Consider the following 15,670-nt stretch of genomic DNA (forward strand, 5'->3'; position numbering starts at 1 on the left):
TTCATTTAACATATCTATTTATTTATTATTTTAGAACTTGTCAACATCCATATCGGCATAGATAAAATATGGATATCTGTTTACAGGTTTAAATACTCCGCTTACATAAGATTTTTGTGCATATGGTTGTGTATAGAAGTAGATTGGTAATACTGGCATCTCTTCCATTAATAATGTTTCTGCTTTTCTCATTGCATCCATACGTACTTTTTGATCAGCAGTTGTTTTTGCTGTCTTCACGTATTCATCGTATTCTTTATTGCTGTAATTCGCATCATTGTATTCACCATTTGTTACCCAAAGATCGATAAATGTCATTGGATCAATATAATCGCCTATCCAACCTGCTCTGGATATTTGATAATCTCCAGCTTTTTCTCTATCTAGCTTAACTTGAAACTCTACATTTTCTAATTGAATCTCAATACCTAGATTTGTTCTCCACATTTCCTGTACTGCTTGAGCAATTTTTTTGTGAGCTTCTTGTGTATTGTAAACAAGAGTGGCATTTTGCATATCAGCAACTGTCATGCCTTCTTCAGCTAAGCCTTCTTCTAATAATTTTTTCGCTTCGTCAACATCATATTTGATGAAATTACCTACTTCACGGAACTCTTTTCCATTTTCATCAAGTATCCCATAAGGTACAACACCTTCTGCAGGTAGCTGACCACCTTGTGCTACATTATCAATGATTTTTTGTCTATCAATTGCCATAGATAATGCTTTTCTTACTTTTGCATTGTTAAAAGGTTTTACTTCATTATTTAAATTATAATAATATGTAGCTAAATCTGCTCCTATTACTAATTCAGAGCTCTTTTCAGCATTAAGTTGAGCTACTACTGTTTGTGGAAGAGGTGTTAAGAAATCAAACTCTCCACCTTCATATCTTTGCCATGCTGTATTTTCATCGTCTAATATTGCAAAATCTACACCATCTAGTTTTACTTTATCAGCATCGTAATAATCTTCATTCTTTTTGATTAAAATTTTAGCGTTGTGTTCCCATTCAGTCAATAAGAATGGTCCATTTGATACATATGTTGAAGGATCTTTTGCCCAATCTGGATTCGCTTCAACAACATCCTTACTTACTGGGAAATAACAATAAAAAGATGTTAATTCTGGAAAGAATGCAGTAGGACTTTCTAATACAACTTCTAGAGTTTTGTCATCTAAAGCTTTTACTGCTACATCTTCTACAGAACCTTTACCTTCATTATATGCTTGCCCACCTTTTATATAGTAGAATTGATAAGCATAATATGCTGCCGTTTCTGGATCAAGAGCTCTTTTCCAAGAATATTCAAAATCATGAGCTGTAACAGGCTCACCATTTGACCATGTAACATCATCTCTTAATGTAAATGTATAAGTCACTTCATCTTCAGCCAACTCATACTTTTCAGCCATACCCCCGACAATATCACCATCTTCACTTTTTTTCATTAATCCTTCAAAAATATGGTCTAGAACCCATGATTCGTGAGTACCTTGTGCCAAGGCTGGATCAAGAGATCCTGGTTCACTTGTATTATTCGTTCGAAGAATTTTTTCTTTATCTTTTTCTGAAGCACCTGAACATCCAGAAATCAAAAGTACAACTGCGAGAATAATACTTGTCATTGTTATTAGCTTTTTCTTCATAAATTTCCCCCCTATTTTTTTCACGTCAATTATATTGATCTTACTTAATATATCATTTTTATCAGAACATTTCAATAATTAATGTTCATAAACAATTTATACCAATTATGCCAATAAATCTATTATCTTTATCCATTCCTTTTAATTAATATAAAATAAATTGTACACACTATTAGAAAAAGAAGAATACTCTTAATTTCAGTGTACTCTTCTTTAAACAGTTGTATTAAAGCCTTACTAATCCTTTACTTTAGATGATTAATATGCCTCTATGAATGGGTAATTACTTTAGATATTCTTCTTAATCATATCATTTACTACTCCTGGATTCGCCTTGCCTTTTGTCGCTTTCATTACTTGTCCTACTAGAAATCCTATTGCTTTGTCTTTTCCACTTCGTAAATCTTCTACAGATTTCGGATTGTCTGCTATGACCTTTAGGACTATTTCCTTTATGGCATCTTCATCGTTCATTTGGACTAGACCTTTTTCTTTGACGATATCCTCTGGCGTTGCACCCGTTTCAAACATCTCTTTTAACACGGTTTTTCCTGCAGAATTGCTAATTTCCTTTTTATTAATCATATGGATCATTTTAGCCAAATCTTTAGGGCTAAATTTAACTTGGGTGATTTCGATTCCTACTTCATTTAATAGTGCGGATAAATCGCCTAATATCCAGTTTGAAACAGATTTTGCATCATCACAATACATTACTGACTCTTCAAAGAAATCTGCCATTTGCTTTGTAGTTGTCAGAATTTGTGATTCTGTCTGGGTTAAATTCCACTCTGAAGTATATTTTTCTATTCTCTCCCATGGAAGAATTGGAATAGAGCCTTTTATAGATTCGATATACTCTTCTTCTAATATAACTGGTACTAAATCTGGATCTGGGAAATATCTATAATCATGAGCTTCTTCTTTACTTCTCAAAGAGAAGCTTAATCCCTTGTCATCATCCCATTTACGGGTTTCTTGAATAATTTTATTTCCCTTTTCAATTTCTTTAATCTGCCTTTTTGATTCTGATTTAATAGCATTTTCTAGAGATCTAAAGGAGTTTAAGTTTTTCATTTCTGTTCTCGTACCATATTCTTTACTTCCCATAGGTCGAACAGATAAGTTTACGTCAAAGCGCAAAGAACCTTCTTGCATCTTACAATCGGAAACTTCTGTATATTCTAAAGTAGCTTTAACTTTTTCTGCAAAGACTCTAGCTTCTTCAGCGCTTCTCATGTCAGGTTCTGTGACAATTTCAATTAAGGGAACACCGCATCTATTGTTATCTGCAAGAGTACCTTCTGAGCCTTCGTGAATCAACTTTCCTGCATCTTCTTCAATGTGTATTCTCGTAATGCCTACAAATTTATCAAAGCCCTCTCCTTTAATGTGAATCTTTCCCTCTCCGCAAATAGGAAGGTCGAATTGAGAGATTTGATAGGCCTTAGGTAAATCAGGGTAAAAGTAATTTTTTCGGTCCATCTTGCTAAAACGTGCAATTTTACAATCCATAGCAGTACCTGCTGTTACGGCATATTCTACTACTTTTTTATTTAATACAGGCAAAGTACCTGGAAGCCCTAAACATACTGGACAAGTTTGTGTGTTTTCGTCTGCGCCAAATTTTGTTGAGCAACCGCAAAATATTTTACTTTTGGTTTGCAATTCACTGTGTATTTCTAATCCTATTACGATTTCGTATTCCATATATTCTAACCTCCTTTATAGACTTGCTCTTCTTTTATGATAATCCGTAGCTTGTTCAAAGGCATAGGATGCTTTTAACAGAGTATCTTCTCCAAAAGCTTTACCAATAAGTTGTAGTCCTATAGGTAAGCCTTCTGAGTCAAATCCACATGGGATAGAGATACCTGGTACACCAGCTATGTTCACTGGAACAGTATAAATATCAGACAAGTACATTTCTAGTGGATCATTACTCTTTTCCCCTAACTTAAAGGAGGTAGTAGGACAAGTCGGAGAAAGAATGACATCGCAAGTTTTAAACACATTGTCAAAATCTTCTTTTATTAATGTACGAACTTGTAGGGCTTTTTTATAATAAGCGTCATAGTATCCAGAGCTAAGGGCATATGTGCCTAGCATAATACGTCTTTTCACTTCACTTCCAAACCCCTCGCTACGAGATTTTTTATATAAATCAACGAGGCCATCAAAATCCTCAGCACGGTAACCGTATCTTATACCATCATAACGAGCTAAATTAGAGCTAGCTTCTGCTGAAGAGATAATATAATAAGCAGATAATGCGTATTCTGTAGTAGGCAAACTCGTTTCAATAATTTCAGCCCCTAGATCCTTATAGACTTTAATCGCTTCTCGAACAGACTGCTCTACTTCATTGTTTAACCCTTCTTGAAAATACTCTTTTGGAACGCCAATTTTTAGTCCTTTTATATCCTTAGTTAAATAATTTGTAAAATCCTTTTTCTCTGTCACTACAGATGTAGAATCTTTATCATCATGACCGGAAATAGCATTTAAAACAATGGCACAATCCTCTACATCTTTTGTCATAGGGCCTATTTGATCTAAGGAAGATGCAAAGGCAATAAGTCCATATCGAGATACCATTCCGTAAGTAGGTTTTAATCCTACAACGCCACAAAAGCTTGCAGGTTGACGAATAGAACCGCCTGTATCTGTACCTAGAGCAAAAGCTGCTTCACCAGCTGCAACGCAAGCAGCAGAGCCACCAGAGGATCCTCCTGGTACTCTGTCTATATCCCAAGGATTATGAGTCTTTTTAAAACTTGAGTTTTCTGTAGAAGAACCCATAGCAAATTCATCCATGTTCATTTTTGCAAGAACAATAGAACCAGCTTGTTCTAATTTTTCAACTACAGTGGCATTATAAGGCGGTTTAAAGTTGTAAAGTATTTTTGATGCACAAGTGGTCTCTACATCCATGGTGCACATATTATCTTTTAAACCATAAGGAATACCCATTAAGCCCTTTGCTTGAATTCCATTTTTGTCTAGATTTTCTGCCTTTTCTAAGGCTTCTTCGCCCATAATTTTAAGAGTAGAATTTACCTTGTCTTCTACATCGTCTATTCTCTTTAAATAAGCTTGTACTACATCTTTATAACCTACTTCTTTTTTATTAATAAGATCTACTGTATCGTGTAATGTTAAATCAAATAATTCCACTATCAACCCTCCTACTCTATAACTTTTGGCACTTTAAAGCAGCCATTTTCTTGAGATGGTGCATTTTGTAGTACCTTTTCTCTATCTAAAGATGGGGTTACTACGTCTTCCCTTAACACATTATTTACTGGTAAAACATGAGCAGTAGGCCTGACATCACTCGTATCTAATTCATTTAGCTTTTCAGCATAATCGAGAATACTAGTCAATTGATCGCCAAAAACTTTTAACTCATCGTCATGAAACTCAAGTCGCGCTAATTCTGCAACATAAACTACATCTTCTTTCGTTAATTTCATCGTATTCCTCCTCTATTTACATGGAGATAGGAGGTTTGAGCTTAGAGGTAAGATTTTCCTTACCACCTTACCACCTATATTCCAACTTTTCAAACCTAATCACCTTACAATTATATGCCAAGTTCTTCCTCTAATCAAACTTATTTGCCAATCATAGACAAAAATTGCTCTTCTGTAATGATTTCTATACCTAGCTCTACAGCCTTTTCGTATTTAGAACCGGGGTTTTCACCAGCTAGGACATAATTTGTCTTTTTACTTACAGACCCAGCAACCTTTCCACCGTTTTCTTCTATCAGCTCTTTTGCTTGATCCCTCTTAAGACTTGGTAGTGTTCCTGTAACAACGAATTTTGCTCCTTTTAGTAGATCTTGGCCAGTATCTTTTTTCTGTTCTTTCATATTTATATCTAGACTTTTTAATTTCTCAACAAACTCTAGATTGGATTCTAATTTAAAAAAGTCTATGATTTCGTCGGCCATTTTCTCGCCTATGTCTTGAACGGAAAGGAGTTCTTCCTTAGGAGCACTTATAAGGTCATCTAAAACATCAAACTTCTCTGCTAAATTTTTTGCTCCTTTTTCTCCAACATAGGGAATCCCTAGGGCAAAAATCAGTTGATGAAGAGAACTCTTCTTTGATACTTCAATAGACTGGAGGAGATTGTCTACAGATTTTTCTCCTAGCTTTTCTAGTTTAGTTAATTCTTCACGTCTTTCATAGAGCAAATATAAATCACTTGGATCTTTTACAAAGCCTTCTTCCCACAATTTTGCTACAAGGGAACCTCCAAGACCTTCAATATTCATCGCATTTTTAGAAGCAAAGTGAGCAATTCGCCTTATAACCTGTGCAGGGCAACTTAAATTTACGCATTTACGAGCAGCTTCTCCTTCTATTCGAAAAGTTGGCTCTTTGCATGTAGGACAAGTCTCAGGCATGTGAAAAGGCATCTCTTGCCCTGTCCTCTTGTCAAAGTTTACCTGAAGAACCTCTGGAATGATTTCTCCAGCCTTTCGAACTAAAACCATATCTCCAATTTTAATATCTTTATCTTTGATGAAGTCTTCGTTATGCAAGGTAGCTCTAGAAACTTTTGTGCCTGCTAATTGAACTTCTTCTAATTCTGCAACAGGAGTCAAGCTACCTGTTCTACCTACCTGGATAGTAATATCTAATAATTTTGTTTCTTTTACTTCAGGTGGGAACTTATAGGCAATAGCCCACCTAGGATTTCTTGCAGTAGTGCCTAGGATTTCTCTCGTCTTTAAGTGATCTATTTTTATAACGATGCCATCGATATCAAAAGGTAATTCATATCTTTTTTCATTCATTTCATTACAAAAACCAATGACCTCTTCAATGTTCTTACAGATGAAATAAGGACTTACCTTAAATCCTCGAGAAGATAGATAATCTAAAGACTGGTGATGGGTTTCAAAAGAACCCTCTATCTCTTCTACATTAAACACATACATATCTAAGGGGCGACGAGCTGCGATCTTAGGGTCTAATTGCCTAAGAGATCCTGCTGCAGCATTTCTAGGATTAGCAAATAATGCCTGCTGAGCTTTTTCTCTTCTCTCATTTAACTTCTGGAAGTCTTTTCGATTCATAATCACTTCGCCACGAACTTCAAGGTTATCTTCCCCTTTCAACTTAAGGGGAACAGAGCGAATGGTTTTTAAGTTTTGTGTCACATCTTCTCCCGTAACGCCATTTCCTCTCGTTGCACCTTGGACAAATAGGCCATCTTCATAATTTAAAACAACAGTCAAACCATCGAATTTATACTCTACTACGTACTCATAGTCTTGAATGACCTTTCGAATTCTATTGTCAAAGCTTCTTAGGTCTTCTGGACTAAAGCCATTTGCCAAGCTTAACTTAGGCCTCCTAAAGCTTACTTTACTAAAAGAGTCAAGAGCCTTTCCCCCTACTCTTTGACTAGGAGAATCAGACGTCATATGCTCTGGGTATTTATTTTCTAAATCCATTAACTCATTCATAAGAAGATCATACTCATAATCTTGAATTTCAGGTGCATCTTGTTCGTAATACAGTTTGTTGTGATATTCTATTTCTTGTCTTAATTTTTCGATTTTTTCTCTAATATTCATGTTTTTCCAACCTTCATATTTTAAAACTTGATTTATCCGAAACAACGAGGGCATCATACCCTAGTTTTGCGGGCGGAGCAGAATCCCGCCCCTATTTACCACCTGACCACCTTTTTCTACACTTTAGAATTCTAACTCTACACTAAAAACTTCTACAAAATACTGCCTATTCAACAATGACAATCGGCGCCATACTTAAAGCTACTTTTTTAATCCCCATTCCTGGGAAGGCTATAGAGGCGATGGCATTATCCCCATGTCCTGAGATATTGATGACCGTACCCATTCCCCATTTAGCATGATTGACTTTTGTCCCTTCTTTTATATCTCCTTTGCTGGATTTTTTTTCTGATTGATGGGGATAAGTATGTTGCATTCGGTTTAATTGTTGATAAATGCTATTTTTATTGATAATTCCTTTTTGAGATGTTTCCGTTTCCGTAAAGGTAGATTGCTTTTCTACATCTCCAGAGATGAAATCAGCAGGGATTTCATCTAAAAATCTTGATCTAGGATTGTAGCTCGTTCTTCCGTATAGTTTTCTGTAATTGGTATAGGTCATATAAAGCTTTTCTCTTGCCCTAGTTATACCTACATAACAAAGTCTTCTTTCTTCATGAAGTTCATTGTCGTCATTTAATGACCTAGAATGTGGAAATATACCATCTTCTAAGCCAGGCATGAAAACTACTGGAAATTCTAAGCCTTTAGCATTGTGAAGGGTCATAAGCTTAACTTGACCTTGACCTTCAGAGTAATCATCTATATCTGCAACTAAAGATACATTTTCTAGAAAAGCTGTTAATGATACATCATCGCTGTTACTCTCAAATTCTACCGCACTAGAGATTAATTCTTGTAAGTTTTCAATTCTGCTTTGACCATTCTCTACTTTGCCCTCTTTGAGCATATCCATATACCCTGTAGTATGCATAATATTATCAATTAATTGGCTAAGAGATAAGCTATTCTTTATTTCTATAAACCCTTTCATCATGTCTGAAAATATTATGAGCTTATTCATAACAGCCTTTGATAATCCAACCATTTCTTCGATGTTTAATACTACCTCAAATAAACTCATGCCCTTAAAATCTGCAAATTCTTGAAGTTTTTCTATTGTAGCATTTCCGAGACCTCTTTTTGGCATATTGATTACCCGTTTAAAACTTACATCGTCCTTGTGATTTTCTATTAAAGTCAAATATGAGAGGATATCTTTGATTTCCATACGAGAATAGAATTTTAAACCGCCAATAATTTGATAAGGAATACCTCTTCCCATAAAGGATTCTTCAAATACCCTAGACTGCGCATTAGTACGATACAGTATGGCTATAGAACCGTAGTTGCAATCTGTCTCTCTAACAAGTTTAGAAATTTCTGAAGCAATATAATCCGCCTCTTCCCTTTCACCAAATAATTGTTTAATTTCTATCCGTTCACCTTCTGGATTGTCCGTCCACATTTCTTTTGCTTTTCTCTTTGGATTGTTTTGAATGACGCTATTAGCAGCATCAATAATAGTAGAACTAGAACGGTAGTTTTGTTCTAAGCGTATAATTTCTGCATAGTCAAAATCTTTTTCAAATTCTAAAATATTTCTTATATCTGCCCCTCTAAACCCGTAGATGCTTTGATCATCATCTCCACACACGCAAATATTTTGATGGTTATCGGCTAACATCTTTACAATGTGGTACTGAATAGGATTTGTATCTTGATACTCGTCCACTACAATATACTTAAATTTATCTTGATAATACTGAAGTACCTCTGCATTTTGTCTAAAAAGATTCACAACATTTACAAGCAAATCATCAAAGTCCATAGCATTATTGCTGATAAGCTTATTTTGATAGAGTTTATAAATTTGAGCAATCTTTTCTCCTTTAAAATCCCCTTCATTTTCACGCAAGAATTTTTCAGGTGAAGTCCCCTTTTCTTTGGCTTGGGAGATTGCACTAGTTACGGAACCAATGGTGAATGATTTTTCATCGATATTTAGCTCCTTATAACAGTCTTTAATAACGTTTTTTTGATCTGCTGAATCGTAAATAACAAAACTTCTCTCATATCCTAAAAGGTGAGCGTGAAAACGCAAGAGCTTTGCACATAACGAGTGAAAGGTGCTCATCCAAATTCGGTCTACATGAGATACCTCCATTTTTACCATACGTTCTTTCATCTCTTGCGCTGCCTTATTTGTAAAAGTCAAAGCTAATATCTGATCTGCTCGACCTTTTCCGCTTTGAATAATATGTGCTATACGGTGAATAATCGTTCTAGTCTTTCCTGAACCTGCTCCTGCTAATATAAGCAGTGGTCCTTCTGTATGAAGCACAGCCTTTTGCTGCATTTGATTTAATCCCTCTAAAAGATTCATATCCTTCTCCTTACTCTTTGATTTATACCCTAAGCTTTCTGTAATAATATCGGTTTCTTTCTAAAAAAGAATCTTACCATAATAGATGGATTTTAATACTTTATCCATCTCTTCTCTAGTCATTTTTACTGGATTCGCTCTAGTAGAGCCTAACATGGCATTATCTAATACTACATCATAATGAGATAAAAACGCTTCTTCTGAAATTCCCATTTCTTTAAAACTCTTTGGAATATTTAATCTGTCGTTTAGGTTTTTGATGCTTTCTATAAAGTTACCTTGTCCAATAGCCTTTGCAAGCTTATCTAATCTTTCCTTTACTAAAGGATCTCTTGAATTATAGCTTAAAACATATGGTAGACCTACTGCATTGATTAAGCCATGCCCATAATGAAACATGCCCCCAATGCTATGGGAGATACCGTGATCCATCCCAAGACCTATATTGTGAAAAGCCATAGCCGCCATAGACTGATAATTATGCACCTTTTGCCTACTTGTAATATCCCCTTTTTCATAGGATAATGGCAAGTACTCAAAGAGCCCTTCTACAGCGCCCCTACAGAGCACTTCACTAAAATCCTCTAATTTTTTATTGGTATAGCATTCTACAGCATGAGTCATTGCATCCATTCCCGTTTGAGCGACCACCTCTTTAGGCATAGATAAGGTAATCTCTCCGTCTAGTATGGCGTAATCTGGAATAAAATTATATGTCTTTAATCCAATTTTAATATTGTCTTCTCCAAAACTGATGACTGAGGTTTTTGTCATCTCAGAACCTGTACCCGAGGTAGATGGAATGGCAATAAGCCCTATATTTCTGGAAATATTGATATCGAGGGATTTTCTGATGATTTCGAAATTGAGTTCAGGATGTTCGTATAGAAGTGCCATAACCTTGCTTGCATCAATAGCGGAACCTCCTCCTAAACCAATTACAGCATCAGGCTTAAAAACTTTCATTTCATTGACTCCTGCTACAACTTCACTAGCTGTAGGGTTTGCACCTATGCCCGAAAATACACTATACTGGCAATTATCTTCCTCTAATATCTTCTCTAACCGAGGGATCGTTCCATTTTTAAACATAGATGACTTTCCTGTGACAATGAAGTATTTTTTATACTTTAACTCCTTAATATATTCTAAGGATCCAGGATAGGATACATATTCAATTCCATGTAATCTCATTTTCATAACCTCCTGTGATTTAGTTCTAAGTTACATCTTTAAAACATTAATATGGTGCGAATCAATACTTTGATTCAAGATTTTAATTATTACTACACATTATAGCATTAATCGCCGTAGAATTATTCTGAAATATTTTCACTAGACATATAATACATATATAAAAAGAGCTTTTATGCTCTGAGAGAGGTGGGGGTTATAATACATCAAAAAGAAATAATGATAATAATATCAATTCTATCCATTTTGATTATTACATCATCTTGCGTAAAAAGCGAAGAAAAAGTAAACGAGGAAATTATTCAAATGACTACTAATTTACTTTCTTGTAATTGGCAAATACATAATATTCAAATGACTTATGAAGATTATAAAGAACAAGTTGCTGATTATTTTATAGATAAAGATGCCTTTAATGCTCATATAAAACACGATGATTTAAATCCAATTATCTTAGAGGATGTAACAAAGAACGATGCTGCATTGATCGAAAAATACAAGACAAAGAACATTTTCAATTATGACCTTTTAAACATTCAAATATCTAAAGTTTATGGCGAGGCTACTTCTTCAAGTAAATATTGCTATATTCATATGATTGTGTCTCCACATATTCCCCTGCAAAAGGAGAATGGAGTAGCATATACAGGTACAGGATACACCTTTAAAGAAGAGCGAAACATAATGATCCTATGGACAAAAGAAAATAACAATTGGAAAATATCCGATTTCCAGGGAAATGCCTATTTATTAGATTTAAAAGATAAACTATCTAAGGAATTCATCAGCAGGTACACCACCTACAACAACACGCCCGTTGAATACATACATACGTTTGAATTGATAAACGAATAAAAAACAGCTGTCAGCCACCAGCAGCCTTATATATCTAATATACAAAGATTCTTCGCTAGCGCTCAGAATGACTGGGCAGTAGCTAGAGTCAAAAAACAGCTATCAGCATTAGAGCCACCAAGGGTGGCTTTACTTTTTCTGACCACCTTACCACCTTAACACCTTAACACCTTACCACCTTAACACCTTACCACCTTAACTAGCATTTTCCACTAATTTTGGCGAGTTAAATAGGAGAGTTTCTATTTTAGGATCTTCTCCTTCTGTAAAGTAGACCGTGACGGCAACATCTGATGTTTCTTTTGAAAATGTAGCTTTATAAATTACCACAATGTAGTCTTCGTCACCTTGTGACACTTTATCTACTTTTGCTAGTTCTTTGCTTTCGTAATTACCAATAATCTCTTTTATTTGTTTCTTAATGATTCCGTCGTAATTTTCTGCATTTAAGGCATCAAGCATTATAGGACCAAAGTCCTTGCTAAATTTTTCATAATTGTCTTCATTCATTCCTTGTAGTATATTTTCTATCATAGGATCTGCATATTCTTGGACTTTTTCTTTATCTATCCCGTTGCTACAGGCTGGTAATAAGAATAAGAGCAAAAAAAGGATTGCTATTCTTTTCAAATTCCATCCCTCCTATATTACAAATTTCCACAGACTTTTTTTACGGTGTATATATATTATGCTAAGGATAGCTCCTATACCTATTATGCCCTCCACAATCCATATATTAGAGGATATGAGCAAGATAGATACATTAAGTAAAGTATGAAGCCCTATGGCTACAATAAGGCCTGTTACTTTCCCAACGCGAACAGATCCTAAAACAAGCAAAGAAAGACCTATGTGAATAATTATAGTAAATAGCCGTTCCATACCAGCTAGCAAATAAAGTGTAGGGGCAGTTTCCTGTAATAACGGAGTTACTGTATCAATATTAGGCAAGAGACCTACTATATTTTCAAATAAACCAAAGTTCAAATGTAAGGATATAAGAATAAAAGCTAAATAGTTAACGCCTACTAAGATAATAGACTCTACTCCTCCATGGCCAATGCCAAAAATCACCCCATTCTCCCATTCACGTTTATCTACTAGCAAAAATTTAAAGGCAACATATCGTCCAATCTCTTCAAAAATACCTGCAGTCAAAGCTAAAATCACAATATACAGTTTTTCATTTTGAACGATATAAGTATAAAACCAAAATTGACCTCCAAGCCAATTTAACAACGGGATCCGTATGAGCAATTGAAAGATGGTGAATACCAAAGCACCAACAACAAGATATAATAAAGAAGCGTTGTAATTTCTCTTAAAATAGATAATCATGACAATTGGAAAACCTATAGAAATTAACGCTGTAAGGGCAATAAAAAATAAAGATAAACCGCCCATTTTTTCACCCCCAATGGAATTCTCAAATACAGTATAACATATAATATCAAAAAATATTGCATATTGGTAAGGTTTAACAAGTGTTTTTAACAATAGTTAATCGAAATACTTTAGCTACCAGCGGCCAGTGTTCAGTCATCAGTGCTAAGGTCAAATCTTACGGATCAAAAGTAGAATTTTCTCACGAAAATAAACGACCAAATCTTCATCATACCTTGTGTATGTATTTCATAGAGGTTTCCTAGTACATAAAAAATAAAAAGCAGGAACAGTTTGTTCTTGCTTTTTATCTCATAATTATGCTTGCTCTTGTATTAGTTTTTCTACTCGATCGATTGCTGTTTGAAAACCATCTCTCCAACCATCTGAATACTTATAATCAGCTTCTGAACCCATTAACATAACGGACTTTTTCATATTTTCTAATTTTTCTATTATTGCTTCCATGCTATAGCATCCCCCTTAGAAAAACAATATTTACTATATTGTATACCTTTGTTATGATAACGTTACCATAACTTGTATTTATTATTGTAGTCCTTTATACTCAAAAAATCAAGTGCAATAATCAACTTATTATCGGTATAATATGTCATTTTTGATTCTTTTTCAAAAGAATCATATTGTTCCAATAATCAAAGTGTTATACTACATAATTAATAATGCACTCGAATGAACCAAAAAGTAATTCCAGATCGATTCCACCCTATATCCCAAGGTACTCTATAACGGTCTACATTATGACAGTTTACGAGAGGATATCCTTTTGAGTCATAACCAGATACAATAGACACGTGACAAATCTTCCCCTTTTCTTCGTAAGCCACAATATCTCCTGGTTGCAATTTGTAGGCAGATTGGTATACATTCTCATAATTCCCTACAGCTATTCTTGAGCCTCTCCCGCTATTTAAAAAGTAATTCGTAAGATTTTGAGCCTTTATCCAAGCTAGGCTTCCCCCTTTATGGTAATTCCATAGGCTATTTTTCTTAAATCCTCCTTCGTGAAGGATTTGAGAAGCAAAATTAGCGCAATCTCCACCAACAGGATTGTAATTTCGGTAATCTTTATTGTAACTACTATCTTCATGAGCACTACAATATTTGTCTGCATATTTAATGGCCTTTTTTCTGCGACCTTTTAATTTATATTTTTCAGGAGCATACTTACTAATATACTTCGTTATCTCTTCTTTTTTTTCATCTTTTAAGGAAACGCTATCTGCCATTGGATCAGATGACCAATCCTTTGTAATAATCCAGCGATCTTCTTTCATTTCAATTCTCATATAGTGATATACTGCAATCTTATAACTGTTTTCTTTGTCCTCACCTTTGTACTTATAAATATATTCATCTATAGATTTTACAGTTAAATTATAGGTAGAATCAGAGCCTGTTATTTGGGGAAACTTATGATAACTCTTTATATCTATATATTCTATTTCTTGTTTTTCTGCCCATTTATTAAGATAATCTTGCTTTTTTATCGCGTATTCATATGCCCATTTTCCGTGAAGAACATCCTGATCATAAGCCTGTTTAAGGAGCTCTTCATCATTATTTAAATATGCTATATTGATATCATTAAGAAGTTGACCTGCTATTTTTTCTACTTCTTTATCTTCAAACAATCTAGAATACATACCTAGGGTAGCTGTAATACAGCCAATTGTAATAAGTATAAGTAGAACTCGCACTATGTATTTGTAGCTACGCATCATCACACCTCATAAAAAATCACCTCTTACTGAATATTATTAATAACTATTCAGCAAAAGGTGATCTCATTACAAATAAAACAAAACTAATCAATTAATACACAACCTACATAAGTCAGGGTATTAGGGCCGTAGTAGTAAGGTATATTATTCGCAGAGCAAATATCGCTTACTACTATTCCATAAGCTTCCATAGAAGCAATCATTTTATCTGGAAAACGGCAGGGCTCATCCGGATATGTACATTCTTTACATATAGTACAGGCGCCAGCTCCTAAGACCATAGCCTCAGGATAAATTCCTCCTATTTTTTTTGCAAAATCAGCAATTGCTTTGCCATGAGCTTCATTAATCTCTGTCATAGCTTCAAAATCAAAAGAATCTTCAAGTTCACCAGTAGTTTGCAGAATCAATCCTTTTTTAAACTTGCGAATCTTATCTTCGCACTCTGATAGAGTTCCACACCCTGGTGGGCATGACCAGTTCTTTCCGTAAGACTTACATTTATTCTCGGCACACATATCTCGCACTTCTGTTCGCAGTTCAATAAGGTCTGCATCCAGATCTCCAATATGCGTAAATCCACTCTCTAAAGCAAGCTCTTTAATTTTGTCGTAATCAACCATATTCCATACTCCTTTATTTTAGAATTTTGTATTCGTTTGTTCATCATAAAACGCTCCAGATTGCTTCAGTTGCTGATAGGAATATTATATCACGTATAACGATTTCATAATAGCACTTTTAACTATAGTTAAACCATAATCTAACGGTTGCTAAACAATGGCTGAACAGTAGTTGAACAATTGAGAGCCATCGGGAAACAAGCGTCAAAAATTAAATTTTATAACCAAAGGGACAAGT

At 34.7% G+C, this 15,670-nt stretch carries 13 protein-coding genes; 1 reads left to right on the forward strand and 12 read right to left on the reverse strand.

The window, feature by feature from the left end; translation table 11 throughout:
• Positions 1-30: 30 nt before the first annotated feature.
• The 7 genes from DES36_RS00220 to DES36_RS00250 all read right to left on the reverse strand — a co-directional run bounded on the left by DES36_RS00220 (position 31) and on the right by DES36_RS00250 (position 10,826).
• Positions 31-1,650: a peptide ABC transporter substrate-binding protein gene (locus DES36_RS00220; protein ID WP_113919209.1), complete on the reverse strand. Its 1,620-nt coding sequence runs from the start codon at positions 1,648-1,650 to the stop codon at positions 31-33.
• 288 nt (positions 1,651-1,938) lie between these two features.
• A complete protein-coding gene (gene gatB / locus DES36_RS00225; protein WP_113919210.1) occupies positions 1,939-3,360 on the reverse strand; it encodes an Asp-tRNA(Asn)/Glu-tRNA(Gln) amidotransferase subunit GatB in 1,422 nt (473 codons plus the stop codon).
• Positions 3,361-3,375: 15 nt separating this feature from the next.
• On the reverse strand, positions 3,376-4,827 hold the full coding sequence (gene gatA / locus DES36_RS00230; protein ID WP_113919211.1) for an Asp-tRNA(Asn)/Glu-tRNA(Gln) amidotransferase subunit GatA: 1,452 nt from the start codon (positions 4,825-4,827) through the stop codon (positions 3,376-3,378).
• Between the two features lie 11 nt (positions 4,828-4,838).
• The gene (gene gatC, locus DES36_RS00235; RefSeq protein WP_113919212.1) at positions 4,839-5,126 is read right to left on the reverse strand and encodes an Asp-tRNA(Asn)/Glu-tRNA(Gln) amidotransferase subunit GatC; all 288 of its coding nucleotides are present in this window, start codon (positions 5,124-5,126) and stop codon (positions 4,839-4,841) included.
• Between the two features lie 140 nt (positions 5,127-5,266).
• Positions 5,267-7,246: an NAD-dependent DNA ligase LigA gene (gene ligA, locus DES36_RS00240; RefSeq protein WP_113919213.1), complete on the reverse strand. Its 1,980-nt coding sequence runs from the start codon at positions 7,244-7,246 to the stop codon at positions 5,267-5,269.
• 166 nt (positions 7,247-7,412) lie between these two features.
• Positions 7,413-9,632, reverse strand: coding sequence for a DNA helicase PcrA (gene pcrA, locus DES36_RS00245; protein ID WP_113919214.1), 2,220 nt, complete (start codon positions 9,630-9,632; stop codon positions 7,413-7,415).
• A 60-nt stretch (positions 9,633-9,692) separates the two neighbouring features.
• Positions 9,693-10,826, reverse strand: a complete 1,134-nt coding sequence (locus DES36_RS00250) for an iron-containing alcohol dehydrogenase (protein ID WP_242981665.1) — start codon at positions 10,824-10,826, stop codon at positions 9,693-9,695.
• Positions 10,827-11,045: 219 nt separating this feature from the next.
• Between DES36_RS00250 and DES36_RS00255 the strand changes: the two genes are divergently transcribed.
• Positions 11,046-11,681, forward strand: coding sequence for a hypothetical protein (locus DES36_RS00255; RefSeq protein ID WP_113919216.1), 636 nt, complete (start codon positions 11,046-11,048; stop codon positions 11,679-11,681).
• 195 nt (positions 11,682-11,876) lie between these two features.
• On the opposite strand, the gene DES36_RS00260 is transcribed toward DES36_RS00255, so the two are convergent.
• From DES36_RS00260 to DES36_RS00275, 5 genes are all read right to left on the reverse strand, one after another.
• Entirely contained in the window at positions 11,877-12,311 is a 435-nt protein-coding gene (locus tag DES36_RS00260) for a DUF3887 domain-containing protein (protein ID WP_113919217.1), read from the reverse strand.
• A 12-nt stretch (positions 12,312-12,323) separates the two neighbouring features.
• Positions 12,324-13,085, reverse strand: coding sequence for a YhfC family intramembrane metalloprotease (locus DES36_RS00265; RefSeq protein ID WP_113919218.1), 762 nt, complete (start codon positions 13,083-13,085; stop codon positions 12,324-12,326).
• Positions 13,086-13,382: 297 nt separating this feature from the next.
• Positions 13,383-13,532 (reverse strand): hypothetical protein, encoded by a 150-nt coding sequence (locus DES36_RS14675; RefSeq protein WP_170128113.1) that lies wholly within the window; start codon positions 13,530-13,532, stop codon positions 13,383-13,385.
• 209 nt (positions 13,533-13,741) lie between these two features.
• Positions 13,742-14,809: an amidase domain-containing protein gene (locus tag DES36_RS00270; protein WP_113919219.1), complete on the reverse strand. Its 1,068-nt coding sequence runs from the start codon at positions 14,807-14,809 to the stop codon at positions 13,742-13,744.
• A gap of 83 nt (positions 14,810-14,892) precedes the next feature.
• Positions 14,893-15,432, reverse strand: a complete 540-nt coding sequence (locus DES36_RS00275; protein WP_113919220.1) for a DUF2284 domain-containing protein — start codon at positions 15,430-15,432, stop codon at positions 14,893-14,895.
• Positions 15,433-15,670 lie beyond the last annotated feature (238 nt).

The organism is Alkalibaculum bacchi (genome assembly GCF_003317055.1).
In the GTDB taxonomy this organism is placed as follows: domain Bacteria; phylum Bacillota; class Clostridia; order Eubacteriales; family Alkalibacteraceae; genus Alkalibaculum; species Alkalibaculum bacchi.